Annotated in this window: 12 protein-coding genes and 1 pseudogene; 1 reads left to right on the top strand and 12 read right to left on the bottom strand. The window is 61.4% G+C overall.

What is annotated here, in order from left to right:
- Positions 1-8: 8 nt before the first annotated feature.
- Genes AC5ZG5_RS24050 through AC5ZG5_RS24040 form a run of 3 tightly spaced genes read right to left on the bottom strand, consistent with a single transcriptional unit; the run spans position 9 to position 5,869 of the window.
- Positions 9-2,975 carry an FAD-binding and (Fe-S)-binding domain-containing protein gene (locus AC5ZG5_RS24050; RefSeq protein ID WP_456642147.1) on the bottom strand — a complete coding sequence of 989 codons (2,967 nt, stop codon included), beginning with the start codon at positions 2,973-2,975 and terminating at the stop codon, positions 9-11.
- 32 nt (positions 2,976-3,007) lie between these two features.
- Positions 3,008-4,102 carry an enolase C-terminal domain-like protein gene (locus AC5ZG5_RS24045; protein ID WP_456642148.1) on the bottom strand — a complete coding sequence of 365 codons (1,095 nt, stop codon included), beginning with the start codon at positions 4,100-4,102 and terminating at the stop codon, positions 3,008-3,010.
- A gap of 9 nt (positions 4,103-4,111) precedes the next feature.
- Positions 4,112-5,869 carry a thiamine pyrophosphate-dependent enzyme gene (locus AC5ZG5_RS24040; protein WP_456642149.1) on the bottom strand — a complete coding sequence of 586 codons (1,758 nt, stop codon included), beginning with the start codon at positions 5,867-5,869 and terminating at the stop codon, positions 4,112-4,114.
- 189 nt (positions 5,870-6,058) lie between these two features.
- Here AC5ZG5_RS24040 and AC5ZG5_RS24035 point away from each other — a divergent pair, with 189 nt between their 5' ends.
- On the top strand, positions 6,059-7,093 hold the full coding sequence (locus AC5ZG5_RS24035; RefSeq protein WP_456642150.1) for an SDR family oxidoreductase: 1,035 nt from the start codon (positions 6,059-6,061) through the stop codon (positions 7,091-7,093).
- Between the two features lie 59 nt (positions 7,094-7,152).
- Here AC5ZG5_RS24035 and AC5ZG5_RS24030 read toward each other — a convergent pair whose 3' ends face one another.
- From AC5ZG5_RS24030 to AC5ZG5_RS23990, 9 genes and pseudogenes are all read right to left on the bottom strand, one after another.
- A complete protein-coding gene (locus AC5ZG5_RS24030) occupies positions 7,153-7,659 on the bottom strand; it encodes a hypothetical protein (RefSeq protein WP_456642151.1) in 507 nt (168 codons plus the stop codon).
- Complete coding sequence (locus AC5ZG5_RS24025) at positions 7,656-9,470, bottom strand: glycoside hydrolase family 15 protein (protein ID WP_456642152.1); 1,815 nt, start codon at positions 9,468-9,470, stop codon at positions 7,656-7,658. The genes AC5ZG5_RS24030 and AC5ZG5_RS24025 overlap by 4 nt, the downstream gene beginning before the upstream one ends.
- 91 nt (positions 9,471-9,561) lie before the next feature.
- Positions 9,562-9,873: a hypothetical protein gene (locus AC5ZG5_RS24020; protein WP_456642153.1), complete on the bottom strand. Its 312-nt coding sequence runs from the start codon at positions 9,871-9,873 to the stop codon at positions 9,562-9,564.
- Between the two features lie 956 nt (positions 9,874-10,829).
- Positions 10,830-11,513, bottom strand: a complete 684-nt coding sequence (locus AC5ZG5_RS24015) for an efflux RND transporter permease subunit (protein WP_456642154.1) — start codon at positions 11,511-11,513, stop codon at positions 10,830-10,832.
- Positions 11,514-11,806: 293 nt separating this feature from the next.
- Positions 11,807-11,962, bottom strand: a pseudogene (locus AC5ZG5_RS24010) (efflux RND transporter permease subunit); the annotation flags it as partial.
- A gap of 442 nt (positions 11,963-12,404) precedes the next feature.
- On the bottom strand, positions 12,405-12,581 hold the full coding sequence (locus AC5ZG5_RS24005) for a DUF3313 family protein (RefSeq protein ID WP_456671170.1): 177 nt from the start codon (positions 12,579-12,581) through the stop codon (positions 12,405-12,407).
- Between the two features lie 152 nt (positions 12,582-12,733).
- Entirely contained in the window at positions 12,734-13,690 is a 957-nt protein-coding gene (locus AC5ZG5_RS24000; protein ID WP_130225734.1) for an MBL fold metallo-hydrolase, read from the bottom strand.
- An 80-nt stretch (positions 13,691-13,770) separates the two neighbouring features.
- Positions 13,771-14,976: an NAD(P)/FAD-dependent oxidoreductase gene (locus AC5ZG5_RS23995; protein WP_456642156.1), complete on the bottom strand. Its 1,206-nt coding sequence runs from the start codon at positions 14,974-14,976 to the stop codon at positions 13,771-13,773.
- 176 nt (positions 14,977-15,152) lie between these two features.
- Positions 15,153-16,106: a helix-turn-helix transcriptional regulator gene (locus AC5ZG5_RS23990; RefSeq protein ID WP_456642157.1), complete on the bottom strand. Its 954-nt coding sequence runs from the start codon at positions 16,104-16,106 to the stop codon at positions 15,153-15,155.
- Positions 16,107-16,150 lie beyond the last annotated feature (44 nt).

The raw sequence follows: 16,150 nt of genomic DNA, 5'->3' as shown, positions 1-16,150 counted from the left end.
GTCAGAGCTCAGTGCATGGCGTCAGCGATCACTTCCGCGACGTGCTTCGTTCGGCGGCCCGTGCATTGCTCGATCTGTTCGCGGCAACTAAAACCGTTGGCGAGAATGATCGTGTCGGCGCCCGCCTCGCGTATCGTCGGCAACAGGACGCGTTCGGCTGCCGAGATGGATATGTCGTATTTCTCCTTCTCAAATCCAAAAGCTCCGGCCATTCCGCAACAGCCGGATTTCATGACCTGATACTCCAGGCCGAGGCGATCGAGGACGTTCTGTTCGCTTTGCGGCTTGAGCACTGCGTGATGATGGCAATGCAGCTGAACCAGTGCCGCGCCCGAAACCCGACCAAGCGCCTCGTTCGCAGCGTCGCGGTCGAGAAACTCAGTCAGGAAGAGCGTCTGGTGCGCCAGGCGCTGGGCGTGCTCGTTTCCCGGAAACAGGTTTGGCAGTTCGTCGCGGAATGCGCTGACACAGGCCGGCTCCAGCCCGACAATGGGTATGCCGAGCCTAAGCGCCGGCTCAAGTGCAGCGAAGGCACGCAGCCAAAGCGCTTTGGCACGATCAAGCATGCCCCAGTCATAGAGCGGTCGTCCGCAGCAAAGCGGACGGTCGGGAATCAGCACGGTGTAGCCAAGCGTCTCCAGCACATGTGTCGCGGCAATAGCGGTTTGCGGACGAAAATAGTTGTTGAATGTGTCAGGCCACAACATGACCCGCGAGCCGGCTGCCCGCTCGCCGCGCCACCGGAACCATTGCACAAAGGATTGGCGCGCATAGCTCGGCATTGTCCGCTGCGGGGCGATTCCGCCGACCCATTTGGTCGCCGCTGACAAGCCCGGCCATTGGAACAGCGCATTGGCAAGCCACGGCGCCGAGCTGGCGAGACGCGACCATTCATGAATCAAGCCCATCGAATAGGCGGCGCGCGGCCGCAAGCGGCCCTCATAATGGTGTGCACGGAACTCGGCTTTGTAGGTCGCCATGTCCACCTGGACGGGGCAGTCGTGCTTGCAGCCCTTGCACCCCAGACAGAGATCGAGCGCCTCCTCGACTTCCGTACTTCGCCAGAGATCGTCGATGGGCCCGCCGTGCAACATTTCGAACAGGAGCCGCGCACGACCTCGCGTCGAATGCTTCTCCTCGTTGGTGGCCATGTAGCTTGGGCACATCACGCTCTTGGTGCTGTCGCGGCGGCGGCAAGCTCCGACGCCGACGCAGCGGCGGGTCGCCCTGGCGAAGCTCTGGTGGTCCTCGTTGTAGGCGAAGTAGGTCGGTACATCCGGCGGCTGGTAGCTCGGGCCAAGCCGCAAGTTCGAAGTCGGCGGAAACGGGTCAATCACCTTGCCCGGATTCATCCTCCCATCGGGATCCCATATCGCCTTGAACTCACGGAATGCCTGCATCAATTCGGGGCCGTACATCTTCTCCAACAGGCTGGCGCGAGCCTGGCCGTCCCCGTGCTCGCCCGATAGCGATCCCCCGTAACGCACCACCAGATCAGCGGCTTCGTCCAAAAACTGCTGCCAGTTCGACAGGCCGGCTTCTGTACGAAGATCGAAGGGCACGCGGCAGTGCACAAGGCCGTCGCCAAAATGGCCATAGACGGATGCATCATAACCATGCTGGCGATAGAGCGCCTTCAGCTCGCGCAGATAACGCCCCAAGTCCTGTCGGCGGACAGCACTGTCTTCCCATCCGGGATATGTTTCGGGCCAGTCGGGCACGTGGGCGGTGGCCGCCAGCGCCGCCTCGCGAACTTCCCAGATCTGCTTCTGCTGCTCCGGCTTGTCCAGCAGCTTGGCGTCGTGTCCACGCCGCTTGAATTCCTCGGCCAGCGGATTGGCCTTGGCAGTCGCGGCATCGGCACTGTCGCCACCAAATTCCGCCACAAGCCAGCCTCCGCCCCCCGGCATCATCTTCAGTTCCTCAGGGTGAAGATGCTTTTTCCGGATGAACTCGACCAGCAGATCGTCGATGCCTTCAAGCCCGATAGGCTCGAAGCCGAGCACGTCCGGCACAGCATCGGCGGCCGCATAGACGTCCTCAAAGCCGATGATAACAAGCACGCGATGACTGAGATACGGCATCAGGTTGAGCGTGGCACGAAGAACGATGGCGCATGTGCCTTCCGTTCCGACCAGGGCGCGCGCCACGTTGAAGCCACGCTCTGGCAGCAATTCGTCAAGATTCTCGTAGCCGGATACGCGACGGGGGATTTTGGGGTATTTCGCCAGGATAAGATCGCGATAGCGGTGACGAAACTCGTCGAGTTGCCGGAAGATTTCCGCGCGGCGCCCTCCGGCCGCCAGATGCTGCCGATGCGCCTCTTCTCCGGTGGGCCCGACCTCGAAGCGCAGACCATCATAGGTGAGAATGTCGAGCGCCTCGACGTTATCGGAGGTGCGCCTGGCCACCACGGAATGCACGCCGCACGAATTGTTGCCGATCATACCACCGAGCGTATTGTGATCGTGGGTCGCGGGATCAGGACCAAAGGTGAGCTGATGCCGCTGAGCGGTAGTGCGCAAATTGTCGAGAATGCAGCCGGGCTCGACCTCGGCAAGCCGCGAAACGGCATCGATCGAGATCACCCGGTTCAAATATTTGGAGCAATCGATCAGAACAGCGACGTTGCATCCCTGGCCGGCCAGGCTCGTGCCGCCTCCGCGCATGACAATGGGAGCATCGAATTTGCGGCACAGCTCAGCCGTCTTTGCGATCGCTGCCGCGGTACGCGGGATAATGACCCCGATCGGCACCTGGCGGTAATTCGAAGCATCGGTCGCATACAGCGCTCGGTCGCCGGAATCGAAGCGCACCTCTCCGTCCACGGCTTTGGCGAGCTCGCGGCCAAGCTCTTCATATTGCCTTGGCGGGCCGGCAGCACTCTCGCTTGTGATCCTTCCGCCCGGAGCGTACTCGATGCGGCGCCGCAAGTCCCGCCGTTTGCGATGATCGATTTCAATGACGTGGCTCATGCGGATCTCCTGCGACCGCAATTGCCCCCTCCTCAGGCGGCCAAACGTTGGGCATCCTTTTCCTTGAAGGTCAGCCCATGGCCGCGGCGTGATGAATCGGGCGAAATCACGCCGTTCCTTGGCTGCTGCACGCCATCGAACACCATCTGCTCGAGACGCACATGGTCGTAAAACCATTCGATATGACGAAGCCGTGGCGCGGCAGAGCAGACCGGCAGATGCAAGCTTGGCGCGGTGTGCGCTGACAGCGGCAGGTTCCATGCATCCGCGAGCGCCGCGACCTTCAGAAAGCCTGTATAGCCGCCGCATCGGGTGGCATCGGCCTGCAGCACGTCGACGCTGCCGGCTTCAAGCATGCGCCGAAAGTAGACCGGCTCGTAGCCGTATTCACCGGCTGCAATCTCCATTCCGTTCGGAGCGCGGTCACGCAGCAGTCGCAATCCCTCAAGATCGTCGCTCGACACCGGCTCCTCGAACCAGGTCACACCGAGCGAGGCGAACTGCCTGGCGAATTCGAGCGCCTGCTTACGCCGGTAGGCCCCGTTGGCATCGACGTAAAGCTCCGCGGAGCCGACCGCCGCTTTCGCCGCCCGGACGCGAGCCAGATCATGCTCGGGCGCCGTTCCGACCTTCATCTTGACGAATCGGCAACCGTCTCTTTCTACCCAGTCGCTCAACTGCTCGCACAGGCGCCCCTCGGAATAGGAGGTGAAGCCACCGCTGCCATAGATCGGCACTTCGGCCCGTTCACGTCCGAGGAGATCTGCCAGCGGCATTTTCAACAGGCGCGCTTTCAAATCCCACAGCGCCACGTCGACGGCCGAAATTGCGCACGCACACACGCCGCGCCAACCAATGTTGCGCACCGCCGTCACCATGGCAAGCCAGAGCGCCGGAATCGCCAGCGCATTCTGCTCGCGCAAGGTCGACGCGAGTTCGTTATTCACGATCTCGGCGGTAGCTGCGCTGCCATAGCTGTAGCCAACGCCGGTTGCACCTCCGGCGTCGACCTCGACCAGCACGAGCGTCGTAGCCGACCAGGCGATCGTACCGTCTGCTTCCGGCGCATCCGTCGGAATGCGATACGACCGTGCTGCCAGACGCCTGATCCTTGTCTCTTCGCCCATCGCTCCGACTCAAATGATTTCGCGGACCACATCCGAGCCGATGGTCAGTGCGATCTTGCCCTTCGCCGGCGTGCCGCGAACGAGCGATTCGGCCAAATGCGTGATCTGCGTCAAAGTCGCCTTCGGCGGCATCGGCGGTTCGTGCGGATCGACCACCGCTTCGATCAATGCCGGGCCGCGCGTGCTCAGCGCCTCGCGCAGCACCTCGCCGCACTGCGCCGGATCGTCGACACTGAACGCGCTCACACCAAAGCCGCGCGCCACCGCTGCAAAGTCGATCGGCTGCAGATCGCAGACGTATTCCGGATTGCCCAGGAACACCATCTGCTCCCATTTGATCTGCCCGAGGGAGTTGTTCTTGATAACCACGATTTTTACGTCGAGGCCGTATTTCACGCAGGTGGCAAGCTCGCCCATCAGCATGGTGAGACCGCCGTCGCCAACAAACGCCACAACCTGCCTGCCCGGGAAAGCCACCGCAGCCGCAATCGCATAGGGCAAGCCGCACGCCATGGTCGCGAGATTGCCGGAGCACGAGAACATCATATTGCCGCGCATGACCAGGTGTCGGGCTATCCAGGTGGTGATTGTTCCGGAATCGGTTGCCACGATCGCATCATCGGAAAGAAGCTTGTTGAGCTCGTACGCTACGCGCTCAGGTTTCATCGGCTTTTGGCTATTGGTGCCGCGCTGGCTCATCAACGCGTTCCATTCCTTCATCCCCTCCTGGGTCTGTTGCAGGAACGAACGATCGTCACGATAATCAAGCTGCCGCAGCAGAGCCTGAAGTACCTTGCCGGTATCACCCACCAGGCCTGCCTCGACTGGATACCGCAGCCCGATCCGCTGCGGATCGACATCGATCTGGACGGCGCGCGCCTGACCCGGCTTTGGATAAAACTCGATGTAGGGGAACGTGCTGCCGGCAATCAGAAGCGTGTCACAGCTTTCCAGTGCTTCCTGCGCGGGTTTGGTTCCGAGAAGGCCAATGCCGCCGGCCGAATACGGACTGTCGTCGGGGATCGCCCCCTTGCCAAGAAGTGGCTTGATGACCGGCGCGCCGAGGCGCTCCGCTACAGCGAGAACCTCGTTGCGCGCATCGAGCGCTCCGCGGCCTGCAAGAATGGCTGTCTTCTTGCCGACCTTAAGGATCTCGGATGCTTTGGCGAGCTGCTCGTCGCTTGCGGTCTGCGCCGAGCGGGCCATCAGATCCGAAACATGGTTTGGCACGTTGCGTGCCGATCTCTTGCCGGCGCTTACAGGCTGCGATTGCATGTCAACCGGAATGGTCACATGGGCGACACCGTGGTAGGCAAGCGCGGTCCGGCAGGCCAGTTCCACGATATTCTGGACGTGGTGTGGACCCATCACGCGGCTGTTGTAGACGCACACGTCCATAAAGAGCTTGTCAAGTTCCACGTCCTGCTGCGTGAATGTGTGGAGCAAGTCGTGAAATTGCAGGCCGGTGATGGCCAGCACGGATTGCCCATCGAGCTTGGCGTCGTAGAGACCGTTAAGAAGATGGATGCCACCGGGACCTGATGTTGCAAGGCATACGCCGAGCCGGCCCGTCCACTTCGCGTAGGCACAGGCGTTGAAGGCCGCGGCTTCTTCATGACGGACCTGGACGAATTTGATCCGGTCCTGGCGCGTGCGCAGGGCCTCGATAATGCCATTGATGCCATCACCCGGAAGCCCGAAGACGGTATCGACACCCCAGTCGAGCAGCGTCTCGACCAGGACATCTGATGCGGTGGAGGATGCCATGGGTGCGTCCGATAAGGTTGTAACGTCGTCCCTTTGCGAAGAACAAGCTGACTCCGGGACCGTTCCTATAAGCCCGCGATTTTCAGGAACTTCTTCGCCGGACGCGCGGTTGGTCTGATGTGAGATCGGCATGCGGCATAAGCCCGGCCACCCGGAGAGACTGATCCATATGTGAGACACGGTTCGCACATGTCTGGTGAGCTTCGAAACTGCAACGTCGTGATCACGGGCGCCTCCGCTGGTGTGGGCCGGGCCGCCGCGCATCGTTTTGCGCGAGCCGGCGCTCGCGTCGGATTGATTGCGCGCGATGCCGACGCACTGAATGACGTGAAGGGCGAACTCGAGGGGCTTGGGGGCGCCGGTTTCGTCGCGCCGGCTGACGTCTCAAATCCGGATGAGGTGTTCGCAGCGGCAGACTCCATTGTGCGGCAATTTGGGCCGATCGACGTGTGGATCAACGATGCGATGGTCACCGTCTTTTCGCCCGTGTGGGACATGACGCCGGCCGAATTCCGGCGTGTCACTGAGGTGACCTATCTCGGCGTGGTGCACGGTACGATGGCGGCTTTGCGTCATATGCGTCGGCGGAATCGCGGCACGATTATTCAGGTTGGCTCGGCGCTGGCTTTTCGCGGCATTCCGCTCCAAGCCGCGTATTGCGGGGCCAAGCATGCGATCCGCGGCTTCACGAACTCGCTGCGCGCCGAGCTCATGCATGCCAAGAGCCCGATCAGGGTGACCGCCGTGGAGTTGCCGGCCGTCAACACGCCGCAATTCGATTGGGCGCGCACCCACATGGCCCACCAGCCCCGGCCGGTAGCGCCGCTCGTTCAGCCCGAGGTGATTGCGGATGCGATCTTCCGCGCAGCGTCGTATCCAGCGCGGGAGTATTGGATCGGGTTGAGCACGTTGAAAGTTATCCTGGGAAATATGTTGCTGCCGGGCTTGCTGGATCATTATCTTGCCAAAACAACATTCGCTGGGCAGGAGACGCCAGTGCCTGTGGCGCTCGATCGCAAGGATAATCTGATCGAGCCGGTCCATGACCTGCATCGGACGCGCGGCCGTTTCGGAAGCGAGGCACGGGACAGTGCGCTCGTGCTTCCCGGTCCCTTTGCCCGGCTGGCTGCGGTTGCCGCATGCGCGGCGGCGCTGCTGGCGCTGAGCTCGTTGAGCCGCGGAAGAGGAAATGCCCGCCGGCGCATCGAGTGGCAGCGGCGGTAAGCCTGCCCGAATAGTGGACACCCCCGATCGTTCCGGTCGCGGTTTTCTCGGACCTGGACTCACAGGCCTGCGCCGTGTGCAAGCTGCACGAACCCACCGAGCGTTGCCCCGTAGACAATCTGGGCGATCAGCGTGCTCAACGGCGTGTGATAGCCATAATTCATCGCCAGGAATCCAGGCGGCTCAAGCTGCCGGATCGAAGTTGCCGAATGATATTCCGAGGCCATTCGAGGATGCACAAAGGGCAAAAGCGGCAGCGCGCAGGTGAGCAGAAACAGGCCATGGACGAGGCCAGCCAGTGCCCCAAACCACCATGTGTAGATGCGAACGCTCGCAAACAGCAAGAAATAGACGAATGCAAACAGCCAACCGCCGATGGCGTAGACCACAAAGCCGAGAAGCATCGCTCGCCGCCGGTGGCCTGTGAAAAACGTGCCAAGCAAGAATGGCAGGCTGAGCCGGGAAAAACCACCTCCCCGGCTCGCCTCCAGAATGGAGGTCATGGTTAGTGTGGCAATGAGCCCCCATAGCGCGGGGAACAAAAAGGAGGCACCGAACGGATTCATCGTGCTGCCTCCCGACGTGCCTGCCGGATCGATAGCGCAGAATGGATCAAGCCCACATGCGAGAAAGCTTGAGGATAGCTGCCCAGCGCGGCGCGCGAGCGCGGCTCCATCTCCTCGGCAAACAGACCAAGGTCATTTCCGAATGAACACAGATGATCGAAGCTCCGCATCGCCTCCTGGCAGAGGCCGCGCCTCGCCAAATGGCTGATCGCGAAGAAGCTGCAAATCCCGACCGCTCCTTCCCTGCCCTGCAAGCCATCGTATCCTGGCTTATACCGATACAGCAGCCCATCGCAGCCGAGCTCCTTCTGGATGCGCTGGTAGGTCGAGATCATCCGCGGATGGCATGGACTGCGATAGCCAAAGCAGGGCATCAATAGCAGGGCTGCATCGACGTCGTTCCCGTCAAGCTCCCCCGTGTAACTATTGAAATCCGAATTGAATCCCTCGGTCTCGATGCATTCGGCGATGTCCTGGCGCGTTTGTCGGAAGAGCGCTTCCTGTGACCTGACGTCAACTATTCCCTTTTCATGAAGCCAAAGCAGCTTGTCCAACGCGACCCAGCACATGACCTTCGAGAAGGTGTACCGTCTGCGCCGTCCCGGGATTTCCCAGATGCCGTTGTCCGGCTCCCGCCATCGCTTGCAGACCGTTTGACCGAGGCTTGCGAGCATCCGAGCTTCGGTCCGGTCGAGTTTGCAACCTGACGCGGCAAACGCCTGCGCGGCAGCGATAACCTGGCCGTGGACATCGAGCTGAAATTGGCGGACGGCGCTATTCCCAACTCGAACTGGAGAAGAATCGCGGAAGCCGGCGAACTGATCGAGCTTCCTTTCGCGCAGGTTTGTTCGTCCGTAGACGTCATAGAGGATGCTGAGATTGGGCCTACTAAGGCGAGTGGCATGCAAGAGCCAGCCGAGATACGCTGCCGCCTCCTGGTGAAATCCCAGCTCGACAAAGGCACCCATGGTCAGGCCGGCATCGCGCAACCAACAATAACGATAGTCCCAGTTGCGTTCACCACCTATCTCCTCCGGAAGCGAGGTCGTTGGCGCCGCCACAACCGCACCGGAGAGGCAAAACGTCAAGAGCTTGAGCGTTATCGCGCTTCGCAGGACAGCATCCCGCTCCGGCCCCTCGAATTGGCAAGCCTTGCTCCAGTCGCGCCACCACGCAATGGTGCGCTCGCAACGGGCGTCAGCTTCTGAATCCAGCGGCGCAATCGTGCCGATGTCGCCTTCGGTGTAAGAAAGGCTCAAGTATTCGCGTTTGCCGGGGGTCGTACTAACCGTTCCCCGCAACGCTTCTTCATCGTGGATAAAGCCGAGACTGCCATTGAGAAGAAGCAACTGGTGCGACCAGCCGAATGTCCAGACGCCGTCGGCAATCCGACCAACCGCAGGTTTCGCGCGGCTGTAATTCGGGCGCGGTACAAATTCGATCTCCAGATCCACTCGGCCCTCGATACCTTCAATCACGCGCAAGATTTCCCGCATAGGCTCAAGCGCACTCAGGCTGTCGGCAATGGGGCAGAGATCGGTGAGCCGCGCCGCACCACTATCCGTCTCAAAGGTTGTTTCCAGGACTGCGGTGGCGGGAAGATAGCGGCGGCTGGTCGCGAACCTTGAGCGCGGCTTGATCGAAAAATGCCCGCCGCGTCGATCGAGCAGCCGAGCAAACACACTGGCGCTGGAAAAATCAGGGAGACATAGCCAGTCGAGCGATCCCTCGCGCGAGATCAACGCCGCCGTCCGGCAATCTCCAATAATGCCATAATCCCGGATTGCCGGCTGCTGAAATCCGCCAGTCATTAGCATTAGCCGCTTCGGCGCCAGTTCCGCAGGCGCAAAGCCAAACAGGGAAGTTGCGCCTTGTCCCCATCCAGGCCTACCGGATCCGTTCTTAGCTACTGCCAGGCGATCGGCGCACGAACTTGTGGAACCGACTCGGCCTACCTTCCCTGGTCACATCCTGGTAAAGGAACGCCAGTTCAGACGCATCGAACTTGCGGAAGAACTCGTCCCAACCAATCTCGTCAAGTGCCTCATCCTTCGGCGCGAAGTCGATGCGCAGGATTCCGGCAGCGCCGTGCTGTTCGGTGACCTTGACCGTTGCCGGATGGCCGCCGCGTTCTTCCACCCAATCGCGGATCAGTTCGTGATCGATGGTGGTGTGCGCTTCGCTTTCCTTGTTCCTGGTATGGCTGGCGATCATTGGTGCCTCCTTTCCTCGTTCGACCTGACGAACATCCCAGACTTTCGCGTCAGGCTATTGGCGAAAACCTCCGGTTGCCAATTGGTTCTTCCGCGCCGATCGCGCTCGCTGCGACCGAGGGAATAGAAACTCAGTCAACCGCAAGCACGATCTTGCCCACGGAACGTCCCCGCTGCGCGGTGCCATGATTGGACTGGACAACGCAGCGTGCGATGCGAAGTTCTTATGGCTCATGTCAGGTCGATCCGCGCTGATGCGGTCGCACTCACTTAACCTGGGTTATAGCCGCACCGACCTCGCGGAACTTTTTTTCCGCCGCGAACTGATCGTTCTTCGGCGCGCGGCGTTTGAACCGGCAGACAACCCTGTTTCCGCGCTTTCCCCTGGACAGAACTGCGAGGCGTCATGGCTAGCCCCACCGAACCCAACAAACTCACCAGCGCCCGCGTGGCAGATGCCAGTATCCGGCGCGGCCGGGGCGGCGAAACACACCAGATTGCGGAGCGCGATGTGCCGACGCTCACGACGCAGCAGGGCGTGCCTGTCGGACCTCAGGCGATTCATCGGGTATCTCGAAGAAGATCAATCGAGACTTGTGAAACCCACGCCCCCGGCGATTCCATCGCAAACGATTGGCGTTTTTGTGCGAACGGCCAGCAATGCCGTGATCCATGAGCCGGCCAGATTATCGAATCCCTGCTGCGCGGAAGCCGGCGTCATGGCTACGACTGCGGTCAAGAGTGGCCATCCCATAATCCACAAGATGAGTATCCCACGCCTAAACATGATCTTTATCCTTCGTCGTTGCGTCGAGATCAGATCATCCGACCATCAAGCCATTTTCATTTTGCTTGCTCCGACGCGTTTCGTGATCCAGTGTTGCAGATCGTCCATGATCGTAAAAAAGGCAGGGACGTACACCCGACTGAGAACTGTTGAGCTGAATAGCCCTCCGATCACAGCAATTGCCATAGGTGCGCGCCGTTCTGCATCGGCCCCATGCCAGCGCTCATCGCGATCGTTGTCATCACGATCGGCCGGGCTCGTTTGCGAGCTGCATCCAAGAGGGCCTGCACACGATCCAGACCGCTGTCGCGCCGGGCGACGATCGCGTACTCGACCAGGAGGATCGAATTCTTCGCCGCGATTCCCATCAGCATCAGGATGCCGATCAGCACCGGCATCGATATCGACGTTCGTGTCAGAAGCAGTAGGCCGAGCGCGCCACCAATGGACAGAGGGAGAGCTGTCAGGATGGTGACAGGCTGAACGAAGCCGTTGAAAAGGAGGGCAAGAACGACGAAGAGCAGGACGATTGCCGAACTCACCGCAAGCTTGAAGCCATTAAACAACTCCTGCATGCGCTCGGAGTCCCCTGCCGGCCTGTAAACGACCCCTGTTGGCAGTCCCCTGATCGACGGCAAGTTCGCTACCAAACGTTCGGCTTCCCCAACGGTGAGCCCGCTCAATTCCGCCTCTACCGTCTCGCTTCGCGTGCGATCCGTCCGCTCGATCTGGACCAGGCCCGAACCGAAGATGATGTCGGCAACCGACGATAACGGCACCGACTTCTCGAAGGCCGGCACCTGAAGAAGCGACAGGCGAGAACGATCGGTGCGCGCATTTTCGTTCAACAACACACGGACGGGTATTTGTCTGGCCGAGTGTCGCCGTGGAGACCCCAAGAACCGCCGCCTTATCCCCTTTGGGCACGATCTGCAGCTCGGGTCTCGGGACGCTGCTTGTCACCCTCGCGCGATGAAATCCGGGCGTAGCACGCATGTCCTGGGCCAATTGCCTCGCCGCGTCTGCCAGCGCTACGGGATCGTCGCTCAACAACGATAGCTGGATCCTCGCGCCGGATGATCCATCCTCCCCGAGACGTATCGGAACGCCGGGAACCGTCAACAGGTGTCGGCCAATCGAGGCCTCGAACGCTTGCTGCTACCGAGAAGGCCTTGAAGAATTGGCCCGGAATGCCCGGCATCAGTCCAACGGGCGCGAAAACCACGATGATCGCGAATGTCGTCGCGACGACAGCCAGACCAATTTCGTCGGCAGCATCGATGGCGGCATCGTAGGCGCTTTTTCATCGCACGGCACCATTTCTAACGGTCGCGGTTTTGACGTTCACTACGTCGCCGTCGTTCAGAAAGCCGGCGCCCTGGGTCACGATGCGATCGCCGGCATCCAATCCCTGTACGACTTCAACGTTGTCGACTGCCCCTGAGCCGATCCTCACTTCGGTGACGGCCAAACCGCCGACTTCCGAGCTGATTAGTATCTCGCGCCTGACAACGACGTTTCCCGTGGCGGCAATGCCGCGATGGTAGCGATCCTCATGCGCCTGCGTTCGGTAATAGCTATCATTCTGCACCCTGCGCTCTTTTGTAAGCCGGACTCCCGCTTCGGCGACGGCTGGCAGATACTCCGTTAGAACGAGAGCTTTGCTCGCGTAGAACAATTCGTGTCGGATTGTCTCGGCGGATGCAGATTTATGTCGAGATCTTGCTGGATTGGTCGCAACGCCATCAGGTGCCCGTATCCACAAAACTTGCCCCTATCGAGGTTGCGACCGAAATGCCCGCTGCAATCTCGTCTGTTTCTGTTGCACGGGTAAGGGCAGCGCGCACCGTGAGGTCCGCTGGGACGTCCGGCGTGACAACTTTGAAGCGATCGCTGAGGCTCACCCACAAGGCGCGGTTCACTGCGTTCCGCCCCACTCCGACTGAACTATCGGCCCGTGATCGGAACGGGAAGTAAATTAGGTCGGGGACCGCAATCAGCAGCGCGCAAACTAGGGCGTGAACTCTTTACGTTATGAGCACGCGCCCTAGTTCGGATTTAAGCCAACAAGCGGTCAGTAGTCCCAGAAAACCGGTACCCAACGAAACGCGTCGCCGTCCACCGCGACCCGACCGACAGACGGGAATGGCAGGTGAGTGGCCACCAGCATCTCGCCGGTCGCAGCCAGCTCCCGCAAAAGACGGACCCGAACGCGCGCCGCCTCCTCGGGGTCGTGTTCGAAGCCGTTGTGCCAGTCGGGCTGGTCGAAACCGACCGCGAACACGGCGTCGCCGGCGAACGTCAGGGCGTCGCCGCCGGACGCCAGGCGGACCACGCTGTGCCCGGGGGTGTGGCCGCCGGTGCGGCGGACGACCACGCCCGGAGCCACCTCGTGCTCCTCATCGAACTGACGCAGATGGTTGTGGTACTGGTTGACGAACCGCTTGGCCGCCGACCGAAGCGCGTCCGGGAACCCCGGCGGCATGGCGGTGTGGGAGAAATCGGGTGACTCCCAGAATTTGACCTCGGCGGCAGCCACGTGAATCTGCAGGTCCGGACGCAGCCTCTCCTTCACGCCCTCGACGAGCAGCCCGCCAACGTGATCCATATGCATGTGGGTCAGCACCACGTCGGTCACGGACGCGAGATCGATGCCGGCGGCGTCCAGTCGCTTGACCAACTGCCCGGCCCGCGGCAAGTGCAAGTCCGGGTCGCCCCCTAGTCCAGCATCGATGAGGATGGTCCGACCGCCGCTACGCACCACGACCGCGTTCAGCGCCCAGTCGAAAGCGTCCGGCGGCAGGAACATGTTGTTCAGCCAGGCCGCCCGGATGGCCGGGTCGGCGTTGTGTCCTAACATTTTGGTGGGCAGCGGTAGTACCCCATCGCTGACCACCAGCACGTCAATCTCGCCGACCTTCAGCGCGTAGCGCGACGGAACCAATTCGTCGGGCTTCGATCTAACGGGGTGTGCGGTAATATCTAGGCTCATGTTTGTCTCCTGCTGAGTGTTGTGGATCATCTGATTCATCTCCTGCGTTCGATCTTGGTGCTCGATCCTGGGCGGGCCACGCTTCCCGCGCGGGAAGCGCTTCAATGCTGGTTGGGTGTTCAGAGATCGGTGACACGCTCGGGGTCAGCCGACGCCAGAGCAGCGGCGCGCTCGGCGCGCGGCGGATAGATCCAGACGGTGTTGATCTCCCGCTTGGTCTTCTTTGCCTCGTCGCCAACCATCTCGACCTTGCGGTCCCAGCCGCGCGTGAAGAGCGCGCCGGCTTCTCCGAGGTCGAGACAGGTGACGTATGCCTTCTGGTGGTACGGCATAGCCGGAACTCCCAAGAGTTCAGCGGCGGCATTGTTGCCCGCAAAGGCGCCCATCCGCGTAGCGTGCTGGCACGACATCAGCGCATAGTTGCCGACATCGTCGCACGCTGCGCGAGCGGCATCGCCGGTGGCGAAGACACCGGGCACCGACAGCACGCGCAGATCGCGGTCGACCAGCAGCCGGCCGAAATTGTCGCGCTCGGCGGGGATCTGCGTGGTCAATGGAGCCGCACGCATGCCGGCAGCCCAGATCACGGTCCCGCATTCGATGCGTTCGCCGTTCGAAAGCGTGACCCCGGATTTGTCCAACTCGGCGACGCCGACGCCGAACCGACCCTCCACGCCGAGTTTGCGCAATGCCTCCTCTATGAGCGGCCGAGGGCCTTCGCCCATGTCGGGAGCGATTGCGCTGTTCCTATCGACGATGATGACGCGCGGCCTGGCATCTTTGCCGAGAATCGCGCGAAGCCGCGCAGGCATCTCCGTTGCCGCCTCAATGCCGGTGAACCCGCCGCCGGCGACGACGACAGTGTCGCGCCCGTTCTTTGCCGGCCGATCGGCCAGACTGTGCAGATGCCGGTCGAGGGCCATCGCATCGTCGAGTTGGTCGACGCTGAAGCCGTGTTCGGCAAGGCCCGGAATATTCGGACGGAACAGCCGGCTGCCGGTGGCGACGACCAGCCGATCATAAGAGAGGTTCTTCTTCGCACCTTTTGCGGTGGCGATTTCCACCGTGCGAGACTTGGTGTCGACCGTCTCTGCGCTGCCTTGCACGTAAACGACATCGATGGCTTCGAGGACCTCCAGCAGAGGCGCGGTCAGCGTCTCTGGCTTCGGCTCGTAAAGTCGCGGGCGAATGACCAGCCTCGGGTCCGGCGCGATCAGCGCGATCTCGAGTTCTTCAGGTGAAGCGCCCCTGATGTCGCGCAGCCGGGCAGCGGAAAGCGCTGCGTACATGCCGGCGAAGCCGGCGCCTATGATGACAAGTCGCATGTGACCTACTCCTGTGGTTTGAGTTTTTCCGACGCAAGAAACCGGAGACGCTAGGACGCGATGAACGAGAGCAACTCAGCGTTGACGAGGTCGGCAGGGGTCGTGCACATGCCGATTTACCGAAGGAGGTGTGCAGCCGCCCCCGAGCGATTGAGGTAATTGCAGAGGAATTGCTGCTAACGCGCGCGCCGTCTCCAATTGCTCGGAGTTTCGCCGGTCAAACGCCTGAACGCCACCGCGAAGGCTGTTTGAGAGGCGTAGCCAAGTGCCGCTGCGACCGAGACGATCGACGCGTCGGTGTCGCGAAGCATGTTCATTGCCTGCTCGAGCCGGTGTTGGCGCAGCCAGGCGTGAGGTGAAAGTCCGGTGCTTTCCTTGAAGGCACGGCAGAAGTGAAAGCGCGACAGGCCGGCATCTGCAGCCAGTGCAGCCAGTGAGACGTCGGCATCGCTGTCCGAGCGCAAGCGTTCGATGGCACGGAGCAGGACCTTCGGCGAAAGCCCACCCAAGGTTGGCCGGAACGTGTTTGGCGAGCCGGTGTGCGCGACCAGGATGCGCGTGGCCAGGAGGTCTGTCAGTTGATGCCTGAACAACCTATCCAGAGCCCCATTGCCCTCCAGGACGTCGGCCGCGCTCAAGAGCAATCGGGATGTAATCGGGTCGGGATGCGCCGTTCGCTCCAGAAGATCGACCGATGTGGCAGTATCGGCTTCGCGTGCAACGCGATCGAGCGTTGTGTGCGGAAGATAGAGCTGAACGACATCGACAGGTTTCGGAATATCCCACCGGGAGCTTGATCCGGCCGGAATGATTATCACAACCCCAGGACGAAACGTTCCAATCGTAGCCGATCTTCCTGACCGCCGCTCCATGCGTTGAATCGAGCCGTTGTAAGCCATGATGACGTGATCGGTCATGGGCTGGACGACGTCGTGCAGTGGTTCGTGTTTCCAGTGGGCGATCCCGCCACCGGAGGGGTCCAACGCCATACGGAGCGGAGCCGTGTTGAGAACACGCGCCATTTCCGCATCGGCAGAATGCCGGTCGGCGGTGGGCTGGGTGCCCTGGCGCGCCTCAGATTCGACCGGCGGATCCTCCTGCGAGGGATCGCGCAAGATAGGCTTGCTCATGATTTCATGCTCGCATGATGTAGGCACGTGAAGAGCGTTCGTCG

The organism is Bradyrhizobium sp. Ses1 (assembly GCF_059512365.1).
This window is presented reverse-complemented; position numbering and strand designations above follow the sequence as displayed.

Bases quoted from the DNA above. Each gene is read 5' to 3' on its own strand.
- AC5ZG5_RS24050 (WP_456642147.1), bottom strand. From the start codon at position 2,975: ATGAGCCACGTCATTGAAATCGATCATCGCAAACGGCGGGACTTGCGG.
- AC5ZG5_RS24045 (WP_456642148.1), bottom strand. From the start codon at position 4,102: ATGGGCGAAGAGACAAGGATCAGGCGTCTGGCAGCACGGTCGTATCGC.
- AC5ZG5_RS24040 (WP_456642149.1), bottom strand. From the start codon at position 5,869: ATGGCATCCTCCACCGCATCAGATGTCCTGGTCGAGACGCTGCTCGAC.
- AC5ZG5_RS24035 (WP_456642150.1), top strand. From the start codon at position 6,059: ATGTCTGGTGAGCTTCGAAACTGCAACGTCGTGATCACGGGCGCCTCC.
- AC5ZG5_RS24030 (WP_456642151.1), bottom strand. From the start codon at position 7,659: ATGAATCCGTTCGGTGCCTCCTTTTTGTTCCCCGCGCTATGGGGGCTC.
- AC5ZG5_RS24025 (WP_456642152.1), bottom strand. From the start codon at position 9,470: ATGACTGGCGGATTTCAGCAGCCGGCAATCCGGGATTATGGCATTATT.
- AC5ZG5_RS24020 (WP_456642153.1), bottom strand. From the start codon at position 9,873: ATGATCGCCAGCCATACCAGGAACAAGGAAAGCGAAGCGCACACCACC.
- AC5ZG5_RS24000 (WP_130225734.1), bottom strand. From the start codon at position 13,690: ATGAATCAGATGATCCACAACACTCAGCAGGAGACAAACATGAGCCTA.
- AC5ZG5_RS23995 (WP_456642156.1), bottom strand. From the start codon at position 14,976: ATGCGACTTGTCATCATAGGCGCCGGCTTCGCCGGCATGTACGCAGCG.
- AC5ZG5_RS23990 (WP_456642157.1), bottom strand. From the start codon at position 16,106: ATGAGCAAGCCTATCTTGCGCGATCCCTCGCAGGAGGATCCGCCGGTC.